Here is a 15,183-nt window from a genome sequence, read left to right on the forward strand (position 1 = left end):
GAACGGATGTCGCTGGACGACCTGATGGCGGATGCCCGGCAGAAGGGTATCCGGCGGTTCGACGAGATCGAGCTCGCGGTGCTCGAGACCAACGGACGCGTGTCCTTCTTCATCCGGGCCGGCGGCCCGACCGAGGGAGCGCCGGAACAACCCGGCATCGCATGAAGTGAGGTCGGGTCCGTGTGGTCCGGTGTGTGCAGATGTAAGCGACCGGCGCGGGCTCGGGACCGCTATCCGGTCGACGTCTTCACCGTGTGGGTACTCGGTGCGGCGCCACGAAGACGCGCCTCCCGCTGTTCGAGGCCTGTACGTACCGGCCGGTCTGCGTGATGGGGCACGGGGCTGGGCACTCTCTGGTATGGGATCGAACGCAGGCAACCCCACCAGCTCGCCGGTCACGGCCCTCGGTGGTCGGCTATTGCAACTCGTCGGTGACCGGGACGCCGCCCGGTTCTCACGCGAAATCTCCCGGGTATGCACCGAACTGCACCCGCGCGGCGGACGGCCGGCATACAGCGATGTGCTCGCGTGGGTCGTCGACGCCACCGTCGGCGTCATCATCGCGCGGCTGGGTGCCGCGGGGCCGGAGGAGACGTTGATCCTTGACGTCCGCTTCGCCGATGGTCGGTACGTCGACGGTGAGGCTCTGCCGAAGTCGGAGCGGTGGGTGCTGCGCACGGTATCGGCGTTCCTTGCCGAGGATGTGGTGGCGGGGGAGCGGTCGCTCACTGCCGCCGAACAATTCGACATCGCCTTGCGCGCGGAAATCCTGGCGGACGCCCTGATCTGGCTGGATTTCGTTCTCGATGTCGACCTCCCCGACCCGCCCGACATTGCTGCCGCGTAGATGACGCATCTGGTGTCGGAAGTGGTTCGGCCGGACGGTGGTGACGATTCGAAGCTCGGGATCACCCTCACCGGTGCCTATCCGGTAGAGGGTGCTTGGATCGCTTGCCGGTCGGTGTCGAGGTAGAAGGCAGGTCAGCTGCCCGTCCCGGTGCTCGCCGGTGTCCGGGTCAACGGCGCCGAGGAATCACCCCCGTGTGGATTCGACGTCAGCGAAGATCGCCCGCGTCCACTCGTTCGGTTCGGCGGCAGGGAGATGCCGCGGCAGGCCGGTGGCGGTCTCGACGCAGTGCACGAGCACGGTGACCGCGAACCCCAGACCGCCGGCGCGCCCACTGTACCGCCGTCACGTCGAACGCCGAGAGCGATGTGTGGCTCCGCAGCTCGATGTTCGTGCCGGTCCGCGCGGGCGCGGTGAGCGCGTGCGAACGGATGTTCGACTGTGCTGGCGGGGTCGATCGATCGGGTTTCGGATTCGTGAGTGCTTCCCGCGACTGCCCCGGCGGGGACGTGTCTCGGCGCAGGTAGGCGTAGGGGGTCGTCGGTGTGTGAAGCGCAGTTCGTTGCCGGCGACGGAGGTGGTGGGCATAGGGTGGGTCCCTGGAGTTGACAAAGGTAAGGAGCGGTGATGAGCGATTCCGGCGACAAGAATATCGGTCGGAGCATGGCTGATATCGCCCGTAGTCTCTCCGCCCCGCGGAGTCTCGACGAGCGCCTGCGAGCGGTCACTGCGACCGTGGTCGAGTTGATGCCGGGTGAGGCGTGCGCGGGTATTTTGCTGGTGTCGGGCGGTGGCAAGCGGTTCGAGACGGTGGCGCCGACGTCGGACCTGCTTCCCGAGCTCGACCACATCCAGGAGCGGCTCGGAGAGGGGCCGTGTGTGGCGGCGGCGATCAGCAATCTTGTGGTGCGCAGCGATGATTTCCGCTCCGAGCCGCGGTGGCCTCAGTTTGCGCAGGCTGCGGTCGGGCTCGGTCTGCTCAGTTCGATCTCCGTGCAGCTGTATACGTCCGAAGGGAAGATGGGGGCGCTCAATCTGTTCGGCTTCGAACCGCACGCGTTCGGTCCGGAGGAGGAAGCGACGGTCGAGTCCCTCGCAGCCCATGCGGCCCTGGCGCTGATGGCGGCACGAACAGAGGAGCAGCTGCGGTCGGCGGTGGTCTCGCGCGATGTCATCGGGCAGGCCAAGGGGATGCTCATGGAGCGGTTCGATGTTGATGCCATTCGTGCCTTCGACATGCTCACCAGACTGTCCCAGGAGACGAACACCCCGGTCAGCGTCCTCGCGCAACACGTGATCGAACGCAGATAGTCTCGGGGAGATTGCGCGACAAGCTGTTCGGAACGCGGGAGGACGGATCGCTATCCGGTGAGCGCCCCAGCAGGAGGCCGGTATCGATGTTCGTCAGTGCCTCTGATGTGGCGTTGTCCATCCCGGTTCGATCCAGGGTCGGTGGTTCGGTAGGCCGAGGCAGAAGCGCGCGGTCGGTGCGGTGGTACCGAACTCGAAGGCGACTGCCCCGAATGTTTGCGTTCGGCGGTGGTGCCCGGGTGTGACGCACAGGGGTGCGGTGCGGTCGCCGAGAAGGCGCTCGGCGGCGGCGCCGTCACGGACGGACCTCACGCTTGTTTCGAGGAAGTCGAGGCGAACTCGGGAATCGGCGATCCGTCCCTGCCTCTGTAATTCCTGTTCGGCGTCGGGGTTGATATCGTTGTTCGCCAACGGGTGGTTGGTGTGGAGCAACACCGGTGACCCGGGGAGGCAACTGACGATGACTGCGGAAGAGGAACATTCGACACCGTGGAAGCCGTGCGCATCCGCCACCGCGTAGTGTTGACCGCTCGCGTGCGAGATATGGTGCAGAAAGTCCACTGCCTCCGTGCGCGAGGTGCGGGTGAGCGCGCCGCGGATCGCGGCAGCCACTGGCAGACCGGCGGGGTTGTGGCGGAGCATGCCGAGCGCGTTCACGCATACCGCGATCCCGGCTGCGTTGATCCCGGTCAACCCGATCATTCCCGCCGAAGTCAGCACGAGTGCTTCCGGCCCCGCCTCCGGGCGGACGCGCAGAACGATCTGGGAGCCGTCCATGAAATCCGGCAGGTCCATGTTCTGGGCGAGGAACACACCATCGGTGTCGGCTCGTCCGAGGACACTGCAGCCGAGTTCGAGATGTTCCCGGTGCACCCACCACTGTTCGTCCATGAAGTTGTACGCGAGGATCTCCGCGAACGGGACGCCCGCTGCATCGGCGATACCGCGCATCTCCTCGGCCAAGTCGGGTACGGCGGCCTCGACCGCGGCGCGCAGTCCCGTCGCCGCCAGGTGCGAACGACTGTGGGCGTTCGTCCCGTCGCGCCACCGAGCCAGGGTGGTGTGGATCAACTCGCGGGCCTGCTCACCGTGGGCACGCCCACGCGCTCGGCCCGTTCCGGCGCACTCGACGATCGTCATCGGGCCTCCACTCCATATTCTCGACCGCCATCTGACAAAAGCGCCATCACCGTGCCGACCTCGCCACCCCAGGTCAGCTGACCGCTCCGTTCGTCAGGAGGTCGACGACCGCCGCCAGCGTGCCCGCGCGTGCGAATTCGGCGCGTTGCTTCTCGGCACCCGTTCCCTCCCTCATTACCGTGTCGAGCCCCGACTCGAGAAACTGCCGGTCGCTCGCGCCGAGTCCCGGGGCCACGCACTCGTTCAGCAGTTCCAGGTGCCTGCGGATGGGCAGGGAAAGATCGGTCGCCGGGCTGGTGCATTCGCCGTCGAGTCCGTCCCGCGCGGCACGCCACAACTGCGCCCGCAGCAACTCGGCACGCAGCCACGGCACGGTGTCGCCGTCCCTGATCGACCGCAGCGCCCACCCGACCAGGCCCTTCACCATTACCGCGTATAGCGCCGCGTGCGCCGCGGTCATGGCGACGTCCGCAATCCTGACCTCGATGGTCGGCTGCTTGTCGGAGAGCCGGACGTGCCAGTAGATCATTCCCCGGTCCATGGCGGCACCCGTTCCGATCATGGCGCCGACGATCGACTCGTACTCGTCCGCGGAATCGAAATGCGGCGGCGGTCCCACCGACGGCCACCGCGACCACATGATGTGCCGCCAACTCTGATAGCCGGTGTCGTGCCCACTGTGGAACGGCGAGTTCGCGGCGAGAGCGAGCAGCACCGGCAGCCAGCTGCGCAGCCGATTGCTCACCTGCACACCGATATCCCGGTTCGGGATCCCGACGTGCACGTGGCAGCCGCATGTGGTCACCGTGTCCACGATCGACCCGAAGCGGCGGGCCATCTCCTCGTACCGCGGGCTCGGGGTGATCACCGGGGGCAGCCCCTCAGCGCTCAGGGACGTCCCGCTGGGCAGCAGCAACAGGTCGCGGCCCGCGGCCGCCTTCGCTAGTCGGCGTCGCAGGCTGCGCAACTCCTCGTGCAGTTCCTCCCCGGTGTGGCACACGCCCGTCGCCGTCTCGATCTGGCAGCGGGTGAGCTCGCGCTGGAGCCCGTGAATGTCGTGGCCGGCCTCCGCGACCACGTCGGATCCCGCAGTGGACAGGTGCCCGGATGGGTCGACGAGGAAGAATTCCTCCTCGACCCCCACGCTGAGGTCGGGAACCGATTCCGTTGCTGCAACGCTCATTCACAAGGTATCCCCGGATCCCTCGCGACGAAACCGGCGGCCAGCGTGCTCGGCTGACCCGATCACGGCCTCATCCCGGGCTCAGGGGTCGGGTGATCTGCTCTGCTTTGTCGTACGGCCGACGGCGAGCGAGGCTGGGAGAACGGTGTACGGGCCGCCGGCGTCGAGGGTTCAGGGCGAAACGAGTGCGGGTACACCGTCGGGTATGGACCAGTCGCAGGCGCCGTTGTTGGATGCGTTGGAGCAGTACCACAAGCTCGACCGCTACGGATTCTCCCCGCCCGGGCATCGTCAGGGCCGCGGCGCGGACGAGCGGGTAAAAAACGTTCTCGGGACCGATCCGTTCCGGGCGGACGTGCTCGCCTCCGGCGGCCTGGACGACCGGAAATCGAGGAACGGCTACCTGTCCCAGGCCGAACACCTGATGGCCGATGCGGTCCGGGCCGAACGGGCCTTCTTCTCGACCTGCGGTAGCTCGCTGTCGGTGAAGGCGGCGATGATGGCCGTCGCCGGCAATGATCCCGGCGGCCTACTCGTCTCCCGCGACTCGCACAAATCCATCGTCGCCGGACTGATCTTCAGTGGTGTGACGCCCCGATGGATCACCCCCCGCTGGGACGAGGACATGCACTTTTCTCATCCTCCGTCCCCGGACCAGGTACGGGCCATGTGGGAGAAGCATCCCGACGCGGCCGGTGCACTGATCGTCAGTCCGAGCCCGTACGGCACCTGCGCCGACATCGCCGCCATCGCGCAGGTGTGCCACCAGCGAGATAAACCCCTCATCGTCGACGAGGCCTGGGGTGCGCATCTGCCCTTCCACGACGACCTGCCGACCTGGGCGATGGACGCCGGCGCCGACATTTGCGTCGTCAGCATCCACAAGATGGGTGCCGGTTTCGAGCAAGGATCGGTCTACCACCTGCAGGGTGACCTGGTCGACGGCACGCACTTGTCGCAGTGTGCGGACCTGTTGACGACCACCAGCCCGAACGTGATGTTGTATGCGGCCATCGATGGGTGGCGGCGGCAGATGGTCGAGCACGGCGGGGAACTGCTCGGCAGCGCTCTCGCACGCGCCGGCCGCACCCGGGAACGGATTGCAGGCATCGACGGGCTGACCGTGCTCGAAGACCGGCTCCTCGGGGAGCAGGCCTCGCACGATCTCGACCGCTTGCAGATCCTCATCGATGTCAGCGACCTCGGTGTGTCCGGGTTCCAGTGCACCGACTGGATGCGGGAGCACTGCCACCTCGACGTCGGCATGCACGATCACCGCCGCATCGCGGCGACCCTGTCGATGGCCGACGACGACACCACCACCGACCGGTTGGTCACCGCGCTCGACGACCTGGCGCAGGCAGCGGCTTCGTTCGATCCACCGCCGCCGATTTCGTTGCCGAGGCCCGATGAGTTGCAGCTCGAGTCGGTGATGTCGCCGCGGGATGCGTTCTTCGGGCCCGCGGAGATGGTCGACGCGGACAAGGCCGCCGGGCGGATCGCGGCCGAACCACTCACCCCGTACCCGCCGGGCCTTCCCGCCGTTGTGCCCGGCGAGCGGCTCGACCAGCCGGTCATCGACTATCTGCGCAGCGGGGTGGACGCCGGGATGGACATCCCCGATGCCGCCGACGGAACCCTCCGACGCATCCGCGTGGTCGCTGTCTGACCAGTGCTGCCGACCATACTCGGGCCGCCCTTCTCCGCGCGGGCCGTGCCCCCACGAAATCACCCATCTGCCTTGTTCACGGCGACGCGGTTGCTGCGGCTCCGCGCGGACTCGGCATCCCGATCGGCGTAGCTGTTCGGTGCGGTATTGGTTTTCCAGCGCCGACCAACCCGTCCTCGGATCCGGCGAGGTCTCGGTCCGGTGGGGTAGCGCAGGGGAGCACAACAACCCGGGCGAGGTTGGTGGGCGGTGCGGGGTACAGGGTCCCCGGGCCGTGGGGCGTCGGACACGCGGTGCCGGTGGGAATCGTGCCGTCACCGGTTCTCGGTGTGGCGATCTGCGTACCGGGCACATCCGGGGCGGATCCGGCGCGTTGTCCGAGGCCGGCGGCGAATTCGCGGACCGGCTACGGAGGGTGTCGCGGAGCAGCGGTGGGGTGGACCGGCCCGTCGCGTAGGCCGGTGAGAAATTTGGCGAGAGCGTCCTGCGGTGAGTGCTGGGGGTCGGCGGCCAGGTTGATCGGGCGGTGCACGGCACCGCGGATCGCGGCCACGTAGGCGGAGACCGCATCCTCGGTATGCAGCACCTGCAGTCGCAGATCCGTGAGCGCCGGAACCACGGGAGGAGGCCGGGCCGCATGAGTCGGCGCGGCAGCAGCGGGCCGAGAAACAGTCGGCGCCGCGCGGTCGCCGATTCCCGCTTGAAGATGAAGCCCGGACGCAACCGGACGATGCAGAGGTGGGGATCGTGAACTTCTTAGGCGTCGAGTCACCGCTCCGGATATGTCTTCTCGCGCGGGTAGGCGGCACCGCACCATCCGTGCGTCGGCCAATGCTCGTCCACCGGGTGCGCTGATGGTCCCGGCGAGTAGGCGGCGACCGCGTATGCGTAGACCAGCGCGGGGACAGCCTCGTCGGCGACGTCTCGAAGACCCGGATCGCGCCGAGGACCTTGTTGCGCCAAGTCGCCTCCGGCCGGTGGGTGGGCTGGAACAGCCACGCCAGATGCACGAGAACGTCGGCGCCCCCGGATCACCTCGTGGAGGTCGTCGGTCGCGACTATCGTGGTCCGCGGGCAACGCCACGACATCGCCCGTCAAGCGACACCGACGACCGTATCGACCGATGGTTCGGCGCTGATCGCATCGACGAGACTGGTCCCCACGTTGCCGGTGGCTCCGACTACCACGGACCTTCGATCCGTCCGTAGTCATGGTGGGCGCCAACCCCGCACACACGGTGGTAATCGCAGTACGCCGAGATCGGCAGCCGGTGCGGTGAGCATAGGAATCGAGGTGATGGTCGCCGCGCGTGTCGGCTGACGCGGCAATATCAGGGCTGACCCCCGACGTCGGTGTGGGCGTCGGGGGCCTCGGGTACCCGTGCGGACATGAGCCTCACTACCGAAGCAACAACTGTGGGTATCCCGGTCCAGGCTGAGGCCTACCGATGATCGTCGACACGTGAACCCCACGCACACCTCGGTTTCCGACAGAAAGGCAGAAGGTGATGACTGAAAACCACGGTGCGGCAGGAAAACCTATTCGAGACGGTCACTGGGCCCGGGTAGCGGAGAACTGGATCGCCGTCGTGTTGCTGATGGCGGCCCTCATCGGGGCGGCACTGTTCATCACGGCGCTCGGCGGTGGGTTCGCGGGGTGGGCGGTGATCGCCGCGGCTGTCACCATGGTGTTGCTGATCGGCGGCATCCTCGCCGCGCGGGCGTCTCGGCGGCGCCGGGCCCGCGAGGTGCCGGCCATCAGATATGCTCCCGACAATCCGCGCTGACGTCACCACCGACGTGCTGGTCACCGCCGTCGAGCACCTGGCTGCGACGGCGGCCTCGTCGATCCACCACCGATCTCGTCGCCAAGTTCCGAACAGCTGCAGCTCGAGTTGGTGCTGTTCTCGCGGGAGGTGTTCGTCGGCCCGGCCGAGGTCGTCGACGCCAGCCGCGCGGCGGGACGGATCGCCGCCGAACTCACCCCCTACCCCAGGTATTTCTGCGGTGGCGCCCGGGGAGAGTCTCGACCCGCCCGTCATCGGTTACCCGCGCGCGGCGTCGACGCCGCGATGAAGGTCCTCGACGCCACCGATGGGTCGCCCGCACGATTCGTGTGTTCTCGACCGGTAGCCGAAGGCACACGTCGGAGCTTGTCTCGGACTGCACCACGCCGGTCGGCTACGGGCGGTGTCGAGAGGTCATGTCTTCATCGGCGCTGCGAGTTGCATGGCCGCCGTGCGTTCGACGAGCAAGGGCACGAGATCCCGAATCGGGGATCCCGCATACTGTGCGACCGCATCCTCCACGGCGGTCTCGACCGCCTGCGGCGACACGTCCGAGAACCGCGTGCTCAACCGTGCCAGAACCTGCGAGATCTGGCGGGCTTCTTCGGTGGGGTTCATAGAAAAAATCCTGCTCGCCGACCCCTTCCGTCGTCAATGCGGTGAGGTAACCAGTCAGACCCTGGCGGATGGGAGAGCGCGGCTCCCCGGCACCCCAAACAGCACCGCCACGGTGTTCACGCCGCCGTGGGTGAGCTACCGATAAGGATGCGGCCGAACATCTTCCGGCACCGATTGACCCGCAACAGGGGTGAACCTCAACACCCCAGCAGGTGGCACGGGTGCGGCTGTCTCATGGTGATCGCTCGAAGCTGAATGCGCCCATGACAACCCCGACAAGGGGTGGATTCCTGCTCCGTGGCCGACCACACTGGAGGGGTGGACGCAGAGTTGTCGTTCTCGCGACGTGGTGGTCACCGCGCTCGGGTTCGATTTCACCAGCGGTTTCCACGACCGGGATCACCCGGCCTGCATCGATGAGAACTTCTGACGGCAGGAACTGGAATGCGCAGTGTTGAGTTCGTAAAATCTGCTAGGCGGCAGCCTATTACATGGGTGTTGCCAGGTAATCGAGTGGATTCGTCCCCTCGGGTCGGCGGGCTCGGTGCGATGATCGGTAGGTGCAACACGGTTCGCGACGCCGTCGACGGAGTGGAGAAGATCGCGCACAACTGGTCGGAGGCGACGTGACCACGAAGCAGCCCAGTCGTGGGCGACCGGAAACAGGTGCAGCCGCGACCGCACGCGTCCTGCTCGACAAGGCTGGTCCGACGTACGCGTCTGCATCGCATATGACCTTGAAAGACACCCCGACGCCGCTTTTTCAGCTGCTCACGTTGTCACTGTTGCTGAGCGCGCGGATCTCCTCCGAGATCGCGGTGGGCGCGGCCAGGGAATTGTTCCGAGCCCACCTGCGCAGCCCCCGTGCGATGCGTGCTGCGGACCGGCGCACCATTATTTCCGCGCTCGGCAGAGGAAATTATGTTCGCTACGACGAGAGCACCGCTACCCGACTGCACGCCGCAGCGGTCCGTGTCGACGACGTGTACGGCGGCGACCTGCGTCGGTTGGCCCGCGCGTGCGATCAGGACACCTCCGGTGCAGTCCGATTACTCACCGAGTTCGACGGGGTCGGTCCGGTGGGTGCCGACATCTTTCTCCGAGAAGTGCAGGATGTGTGGCCGTGGGTACGCCCGTATTTCGATAAGCGTGCGCGCGAATCAGCCCGTGAGCTGGGTCTACCGGACGATCCCGACGCATTGTCCGATCTCGTCCCGCAGGGGCGGGTTGCCGAACTGGCGGCCGCGCTGGTGCGGGTCTCCTTGGACTCGGATCTTCGCGACGAAGTGCGTAGCGAGAACTGATGAGCGCCAGCGGTACTCTGCTCGGCAGGCAATTGACTCGCGCGTCCTCCTCAGAACATCGTTTCGATGTGGTTCTTGATTTCTCGTGCTGCTCGACCCGCCGGTAGCGGCGACGCCGGACGTGCGGGCGGGGATGGCGTGGTGAAGGTGTTCGTGTGGCGGTGGCCGTGAGCGCCGTCGTCGATCTGGCCATTGCGATCATGCTGGTACTCGACGTTGCGGGTGTGTTCGACTGACGCACGGGAGGGACACAGTGCGACCCTCGGGGTTCGTGACGGGCTTCTCCCGGGAGGGAGGAGTTGTCGTGCCGACCCTGGGGGTGATCTATTCGATCCGGACCTCGTCGGCTGACTTGTCCGGTCGCAGGCCCCGCCAGGCGGGGTGTCTGACCAGTCCCGCCGTGGTCCACTCAGTGAAGCTGATTTCGCCGACAAGGCGCGGGCTCACCCACGCTGCGTCCTTGCGTTCGGCGGGTTTCAGGTCGCCGGAGAAGGGGCTGGTCTTGCGGGACGAGCGCTGCAGCTTCCCGCGCAGGGTCTCGAGCATTGCTTCGGTGAATCCGGTGCCGACCCGGCCGATGTAACGCAACCCGCCATCGTCGTCGGGGACTCCCAGGAGCAGGGAGCCGAAGGTGCCGGCGCGGGAGCCTTTCCCGGGGCGGTAGCCGCCGATGATCACTTCCTGGGTGCGCTGGTTCTTGACCTTGATCCAGGCGCGTCCGCGTTGACCGGGCAGGTAGGGGGAGTCGAGTCGTTTGGCGACGATCCCCTCCCACCCGCGGCGCCGGCTCTCGTCCAACGCCTCGGCGGCGTCGCCGTCCAGGAGGGTGGGCACGGTGAGGTCCTCGCACGCTGCGGCCAGCTCCTCCAGTACCCGCCGCCGATCTACGTATGTCTTGTTCAGCAACGACGTTCCGTCGAGAAACACGATGTCGAACAGGAACAACTCGGCGGGATACTTCTTCGCTGCGCGTTCGATGTCGGCGGTGCGCCGCAGACCGATGCGGTTCTGCAGCGCCGCGAAGCTGGTGACGTCGCCTGGGCCGCGGGTGACGATCTCGCCGTCCAGGACAGTGACGTGGTGTCCGAGCGCCGGCCCGATCCACGCCAGGTCGGGGTAGGTGGGTGTCAGGTCCCGGCCGGAACGACTGCGGAGCCGGAGCGTGCCCTCGCGCACTTCGGCGACGGCGCGTACCCCATCCCACTTGCCTTCGAAGGACCACTCGCCGCCGGGCATGGACGAAAGGTCCTCGGTCGAGCCGAGGGTGGCGAGCATCGGCTTCAGATCGTCCGGCATGGCGGTCTGCTCCGAGACTGTCTCCGACCCGGTGCCCTGGCCCGTCGACGGAACCGGCCGCTCATTACCTTTCTTGATCTTGTGCAGTAACCACTGGTCGGCCTTGGTGTGAATGAGTGCGTACTGCCCGCGAATCCGCTCGCCGCGCAGCTCGAACACCACCTTCTCGGACTCCCACTTGATGGGAAGGTAGGTTCCGGAATCGAAGATCTCCACCCGGCCACCGCCGTACTGGTCTTCGGGGATGGTCCCGGAGAACGTGCGGTAATCGAGCGGATGGTCCTCGGTCTGCACGGCGAGACGATTGGGTCCCGATCTGATGGGGACACCCTTCGGTACCGCCCAGGACACGAGAACACCGTCGCGCTCGAGCCTGAAGTCCCAGTGCAGGGTGGTGGCGTGATGTTCCTGGACGACGAAGCTCAGTTCTTCGTCGGGCATCGATTCGTCGGGCGTCGACGTGTCGGGGTCGGGGATCGGTTCGGGAGTCTTGCCGGGACGCCGTTTGGATCGGTAGGTGCGCAGGGAGTCCAGCGAGTCCGACAGCAGGTCACCCTCGTCGCGGAACCTCTTCAGCACCTCGTCGAATCGCAGGTGGCGCAGTCCGTCGCTCTCGAGTTCGGACCACTGCCTAGGCGCCGCGACCGTCGGCTCGGCGCGGCCGCGCAGTGAGTACGGTGCCACCGTGGTCTTGGCCGGGTTGTTCTGACTCCAGTCGACGAACACCTTGCCGGTGCGTTCGGTCTTGGCCATGGTCGCCGTCACCAACTCCGGCCAGTCCTTCGCCAGCCGCTTGGCGACCTTCCGGGCGAACTGGGCTGGGTCACTGTCGAGGTCGGTCGTCAGCTCGGCGTACACGTGAATGCCTTTGCTGCCGCTGGTGACCGGATACGACGGTAATCCGGCCGACGCGAGTTGGTCCTTCACGGCCCATGCGACACGGGCGCAGTCGTCGAGTCCGACGCCGTCGCCGGGATCGAGAGCGAACACCAGCCGGGTGATCGGCCCCGCTTTTCCGTCGATGACGGTCCATTGCGGTACGTGCAGTTCCAGTGCGGCGAGTTGCCCCATCAGGACCAGCCCGGCCGCAGAGTCGATCAGCGGATACTCGACGGCGCGATCCTTGTGCCGAACCGTATGGCGGGGCACCCACTTGGGCATCGATGCCGGGGCCTGCCGTTCGAAGAAGAAGTCCGAATCCACCCCGTCCGGCCACCGTTTCCGCGTCACGGGCCGATGCGTCAGATGCGGCACCATGGCCGGCGCGATCTCTTTCAGGTACTCGATCACCTCGCCCTTGCTCGTTCCGGTGTCCGGATACAGCACCTTGTTCAGGTGTGTCAGGTTCAGTCGGTGTCCCTCGATCGTTGTCGTCGGCATCGTAGGGGTGCGTCCTCCCAGCTCCATCGTGTTCGGCATCCGCCGACCAGGTGTTCTGCGTTCGTTCGCGCGGCAGCGGTTATGGCGGATCGGTTGTTCCCGACTCGTTGCCCACGGCAGCCGAATACCCGGCGGGGCGGACGGCAACCCGCGGTGCCCGGTCCAGGTTCGGCACGCCCCGGACCGGGTATTTCGTATCGATGACCAGACCAACCCAGCATCGGCCGCCGCCACCCGAGCTGTTCCCCGTCAGCGACGCCCCACTGCGGATGGACGATCTGCTGCCGACCCTCACCCGGGTGGTGAACACCCTCGACGACGCCGGCCTCCGGTTCGCCGTGGCCGGCGGCTGCGCCGTGTATGCCCGGGGCGGACCACCATCGGAGCACGACGTCGACATCTTCCTCCGCAGGCGGGACGTGGAGCAGGCATCACAGGTGTTGCAGGCGGCCGGGATGCGGGCGGTGGACCCTCCCGAGGACTGGCTGAGCAAGGTCTACGACGGCGAGATCCTCGTCGACCTCATCTTCGCCGCCTCGGGCCGCGAGATCACCGACGAATTTCTCGACCGCGCCACGCCGATGCGGGTCGGTTCCGCGTTCGCGCCGGTGGTCAGCGCCACCGACCTGATGATCGACAAGCTCAACGTCCTCGACGCGCACCGCTGCGACTTCGTCCCGATGCTCCAGATCGCCCGCGATCTGCGTGAGCAGGTCGACTGGCCCCAGGTCGGCGACAAGACCGAGGCCTCGCCGTACGCGCGGGCGTTCCTCGGCCTTCTCGACGATCTGGCGATCGCCTCCCCGCGACGACCCGAGTAGAAAGGACCGGGGTGTGATGTCCGAGCAACAACAACTGCCGCAATACCTGGTGGCGCACATCCGGCGTGCCTTCGCCGAGGACCCACGCACCTCGGAACTGGGTGTGCGCGTGACGATTCGTGGCGACACGGTGTACTTGAGCGGGGAGGTCACCAGCCTGCGACGCAAGATGGACCTCGCATCGGTGGTCACCGAACTGGTCCCGGATGCGGTCGTGTGCAACGACATCCACGTCGTCAGCACCGCGGAACCACAGTCCGAGTGGGAGGACCTGCGGTGATCCGGGTGGCCGCGGTCGGCGATGTTCACCTGGGTGTGGATTCGCGTGGGACCCTGCGCCCCGGGTTGGAGAATGTGCCGGCGCATGCGGACGTGCTGCTGCTGGCGGGCGATCTCACCCGGCACGGCGGCGCCGACGAGGCGGGGGTGGTGGCTGACGAATTCGCCGACCTCGGGATCCCGGTGATCGCGGTGCTCGGCAACCACGACTATCACGGCAATGCCGTCGCCGAGGTCACCGATGTACTCCGATCGCGGGGTATGGCTGTCCTCGAGGGTGACTCGGTCACCGTCGACATCGATGGCCAGGTCCTCGGTGTCGCGGGCATCAAGGGCTTCGGCGGCGGGTTCGCCGGCAAGTGCGCGAGCGTGTTCGGCGAGCCGCAGATGAAGGACTTCGCCGGACATACCGTCGAGGTCGCCGACCGGTTCCGCACCGCGGTGGCCTCGCTGCAGGCCGATGTGCGGGTGGCGTTGCTGCACTATTCACCGATCAGCGACACCCTGCACGGTGAACCGCCGGAGATCTACCCCTTTCTCGGGTCGTATCTCCTCGGGGAGCCGATCGACGAATTCCGGCTCGATCTCGCCCTGCACGGGCACGCGCATGCCGGATGCGAGCGAGGCACGACGCCGGGCGGGGTCCGCGTCCGCAACGTCGCGCAACCGGTCATCCGGGCAGCTTATGCGGTGTACGGGCTGGGTTCGACGGACTGATCACCCCGCGTCAAGGGTCAATCCGCCGCCTCGTCGCCGGTGTCAATAGCGGCGGTGTCAGCCCGCTCGGCTGCGTTGCTGGGCGCATCCTGCGCCGCGGTGGTCCGCGATCACCGCTGCTGCGGTCGTCGATTGTGGGTCCTAAGGAGCGAGAACCCGCACGGACATGCCGAGGTAGATGAGCATGAAGGTCAGTAGGATCCATCCGGCGCCGTGCCAGATCGGCCAGCTGCCCCCGCTACGCCAGGTTCGGTAGGCAATGACGAAGGCGCCGAGGCCGCCGAGCAGCAGGATGCCGGTGGGGACGAATACCAGGATGTAGTGACCCGAATCGGTGCAGGCCACCGGTTGCATGTCCGCACAGTCCTGGCGGTCGGTTCCAGTCGCGACGAGGGTGATCACCATGATCGCCAGTGCCGCGCCGATCACCGCGCCCGCGTACCACCCGGCCCGCCGGAAGGTCGTGGGGTCGTACCAGCGTTTCTCGACGTCCCTAGTCACGGCAGTCTGTCTCGTTCCGGTCAGCCCGCGCTGCGGTCGGCGAGATCGGGGTGGCCGGATTCGCGGGCACAGTGGGCACAACAGAATATCTGGCCCTGGGCCTCGACCCCGTGCCCGAGGATGCGGCACCCGCAGTGACCGCATTGTGGGGCCATGGCCTGGGCGGCGCATTCGAAGCTGTCGAACACGGCGGTGCGGTCGTCGCGGGTGACGGTGAAGGTTTTGTCGTACTCGTTGCCGCAGGTTTCACAGGTCGCCATCGCGCACCAGTCCCTTCCTCGGTGGTGGCGAGAACCGGTGCCCTGGTCGGTCACCCGCCCAGGTTGCGCT

General features: G+C 67.0%; 16 protein-coding genes. 9 read left to right on the forward strand and 7 right to left on the reverse strand.

The features are described from left to right. From ACFTZB_RS10730 to ACFTZB_RS10740, 3 genes are all read left to right on the forward strand, one after another. The coding region (locus ACFTZB_RS10730) for a YetF domain-containing protein (protein ID WP_378431566.1) at positions 1-165 on the forward strand (165 nt) is incomplete at its 5' end. A 193-nt stretch (positions 166-358) separates the two neighbouring features. Further along, positions 359-847: a hypothetical protein gene (locus ACFTZB_RS10735; protein ID WP_378431512.1), complete on the forward strand. Its 489-nt coding sequence runs from the start codon at positions 359-361 to the stop codon at positions 845-847. Between the two features lie 627 nt (positions 848-1,474). After that, positions 1,475-2,158, forward strand: a complete 684-nt coding sequence (locus tag ACFTZB_RS10740) for an ANTAR domain-containing protein (RefSeq protein ID WP_378431513.1) — start codon at positions 1,475-1,477, stop codon at positions 2,156-2,158. A gap of 93 nt (positions 2,159-2,251) precedes the next feature. Here ACFTZB_RS10740 and ACFTZB_RS10745 read toward each other — a convergent pair whose 3' ends face one another. Together ACFTZB_RS10745 and ACFTZB_RS10750 are read right to left on the reverse strand one after the other, a co-directional pair. Next, a complete protein-coding gene (locus ACFTZB_RS10745; protein WP_378431515.1) occupies positions 2,252-3,298 on the reverse strand; it encodes a C45 family autoproteolytic acyltransferase/hydolase in 1,047 nt (348 codons plus the stop codon). Positions 3,299-3,371: 73 nt separating this feature from the next. Further along, positions 3,372-4,481: a glutamate--cysteine ligase gene (locus tag ACFTZB_RS10750; protein ID WP_378431517.1), complete on the reverse strand. Its 1,110-nt coding sequence runs from the start codon at positions 4,479-4,481 to the stop codon at positions 3,372-3,374. Between the two features lie 205 nt (positions 4,482-4,686). On the opposite strand from ACFTZB_RS10750, the gene ACFTZB_RS10755 reads away from it, so the two are divergent. Beyond that, positions 4,687-6,150 carry an aminotransferase class I/II-fold pyridoxal phosphate-dependent enzyme gene (locus ACFTZB_RS10755; protein ID WP_378431519.1) on the forward strand — a complete coding sequence of 488 codons (1,464 nt, stop codon included), beginning with the start codon at positions 4,687-4,689 and terminating at the stop codon, positions 6,148-6,150. 406 nt (positions 6,151-6,556) lie between these two features. Here ACFTZB_RS10755 and ACFTZB_RS10760 read toward each other — a convergent pair whose 3' ends face one another. Beyond that, a complete protein-coding gene (locus ACFTZB_RS10760) occupies positions 6,557-6,769 on the reverse strand; it encodes a hypothetical protein (RefSeq protein WP_378431521.1) in 213 nt (70 codons plus the stop codon). Between the two features lie 889 nt (positions 6,770-7,658). On the opposite strand from ACFTZB_RS10760, the gene ACFTZB_RS10765 reads away from it, so the two are divergent. After that, on the forward strand, positions 7,659-7,937 hold the full coding sequence (locus ACFTZB_RS10765) for a hypothetical protein (protein WP_378431522.1): 279 nt from the start codon (positions 7,659-7,661) through the stop codon (positions 7,935-7,937). 414 nt (positions 7,938-8,351) lie between these two features. Here the strand turns inward: ACFTZB_RS10765 and ACFTZB_RS10770 are convergent, their stop codons facing one another. After that, positions 8,352-8,555 (reverse strand): three-helix bundle dimerization domain-containing protein, encoded by a 204-nt coding sequence (locus tag ACFTZB_RS10770; RefSeq protein ID WP_378431524.1) that lies wholly within the window; start codon positions 8,553-8,555, stop codon positions 8,352-8,354. Between the two features lie 626 nt (positions 8,556-9,181). Between ACFTZB_RS10770 and ACFTZB_RS10775 the strand changes: the two genes are divergently transcribed. Further along, positions 9,182-9,859 carry an endonuclease gene (locus ACFTZB_RS10775; protein WP_378431525.1) on the forward strand — a complete coding sequence of 226 codons (678 nt, stop codon included), beginning with the start codon at positions 9,182-9,184 and terminating at the stop codon, positions 9,857-9,859. 324 nt (positions 9,860-10,183) lie between these two features. Here ACFTZB_RS10775 and ACFTZB_RS10780 read toward each other — a convergent pair whose 3' ends face one another. Next, positions 10,184-12,535, reverse strand: a complete 2,352-nt coding sequence (locus tag ACFTZB_RS10780; protein WP_378431526.1) for an ATP-dependent DNA ligase — start codon at positions 12,533-12,535, stop codon at positions 10,184-10,186. Between the two features lie 200 nt (positions 12,536-12,735). Here ACFTZB_RS10780 and ACFTZB_RS10785 point away from each other — a divergent pair, with 200 nt between their 5' ends. Genes ACFTZB_RS10785 through ACFTZB_RS10795 form a run of 3 tightly spaced genes read left to right on the forward strand, consistent with a single transcriptional unit; the run spans position 12,736 to position 14,352 of the window. After that, the gene (locus tag ACFTZB_RS10785; protein WP_378431527.1) at positions 12,736-13,356 is read left to right on the forward strand and encodes a nucleotidyltransferase; all 621 of its coding nucleotides are present in this window, start codon (positions 12,736-12,738) and stop codon (positions 13,354-13,356) included. A gap of 16 nt (positions 13,357-13,372) precedes the next feature. Then, on the forward strand, positions 13,373-13,636 hold the full coding sequence (locus ACFTZB_RS10790; RefSeq protein WP_378431528.1) for a BON domain-containing protein: 264 nt from the start codon (positions 13,373-13,375) through the stop codon (positions 13,634-13,636). Beyond that, positions 13,633-14,352, forward strand: a complete 720-nt coding sequence (locus tag ACFTZB_RS10795; RefSeq protein WP_378431567.1) for a metallophosphoesterase — start codon at positions 13,633-13,635, stop codon at positions 14,350-14,352. Before ACFTZB_RS10790 ends, ACFTZB_RS10795 begins: the two co-directional genes overlap by 4 nt. A gap of 141 nt (positions 14,353-14,493) precedes the next feature. Here ACFTZB_RS10795 and ACFTZB_RS10800 read toward each other — a convergent pair whose 3' ends face one another. Then, on the reverse strand, positions 14,494-14,853 hold the full coding sequence (locus ACFTZB_RS10800) for a hypothetical protein (RefSeq protein WP_378431529.1): 360 nt from the start codon (positions 14,851-14,853) through the stop codon (positions 14,494-14,496). A 20-nt stretch (positions 14,854-14,873) separates the two neighbouring features. Next, entirely contained in the window at positions 14,874-15,113 is a 240-nt protein-coding gene (locus ACFTZB_RS10805; RefSeq protein ID WP_378431568.1) for a hypothetical protein, read from the reverse strand. Positions 15,114-15,183: the final 70 nt, after the last annotated feature.

This window comes from Rhodococcus sp. NPDC057014 (assembly GCF_042673295.1).
Classification (GTDB): Bacteria; Actinomycetota; Actinomycetes; order Mycobacteriales; family Mycobacteriaceae; genus Rhodococcus_F.

What these genes read in the sequence shown, in the direction of transcription:
- ACFTZB_RS10805 (WP_378431568.1), bottom strand. Translation starts at nt 15,113, where the DNA reads ATGGCGACCTGTGAAACCTGCGGCAACGAGTACGACAAAACCTTCACC.
- ACFTZB_RS10735 (WP_378431512.1), top strand. Translation starts at nt 359, where the DNA reads ATGGGATCGAACGCAGGCAACCCCACCAGCTCGCCGGTCACGGCCCTC.
- ACFTZB_RS10780 (WP_378431526.1), bottom strand. Translation starts at nt 12,535, where the DNA reads ATGCCGACGACAACGATCGAGGGACACCGACTGAACCTGACACACCTG.
- ACFTZB_RS10755 (WP_378431519.1), top strand. Translation starts at nt 4,687, where the DNA reads ATGGACCAGTCGCAGGCGCCGTTGTTGGATGCGTTGGAGCAGTACCAC.
- ACFTZB_RS10740 (WP_378431513.1), top strand. Translation starts at nt 1,475, where the DNA reads ATGAGCGATTCCGGCGACAAGAATATCGGTCGGAGCATGGCTGATATC.
- ACFTZB_RS10770 (WP_378431524.1), bottom strand. Translation starts at nt 8,555, where the DNA reads ATGAACCCCACCGAAGAAGCCCGCCAGATCTCGCAGGTTCTGGCACGG.
- ACFTZB_RS10745 (WP_378431515.1), bottom strand. Translation starts at nt 3,298, where the DNA reads ATGACGATCGTCGAGTGCGCCGGAACGGGCCGAGCGCGTGGGCGTGCC.
- ACFTZB_RS10790 (WP_378431528.1), top strand. Translation starts at nt 13,373, where the DNA reads ATGTCCGAGCAACAACAACTGCCGCAATACCTGGTGGCGCACATCCGG.
- ACFTZB_RS10765 (WP_378431522.1), top strand. Translation starts at nt 7,659, where the DNA reads ATGACTGAAAACCACGGTGCGGCAGGAAAACCTATTCGAGACGGTCAC.
- ACFTZB_RS10750 (WP_378431517.1), bottom strand. Translation starts at nt 4,481, where the DNA reads ATGAGCGTTGCAGCAACGGAATCGGTTCCCGACCTCAGCGTGGGGGTC.
- ACFTZB_RS10785 (WP_378431527.1), top strand. Translation starts at nt 12,736, where the DNA reads ATGACCAGACCAACCCAGCATCGGCCGCCGCCACCCGAGCTGTTCCCC.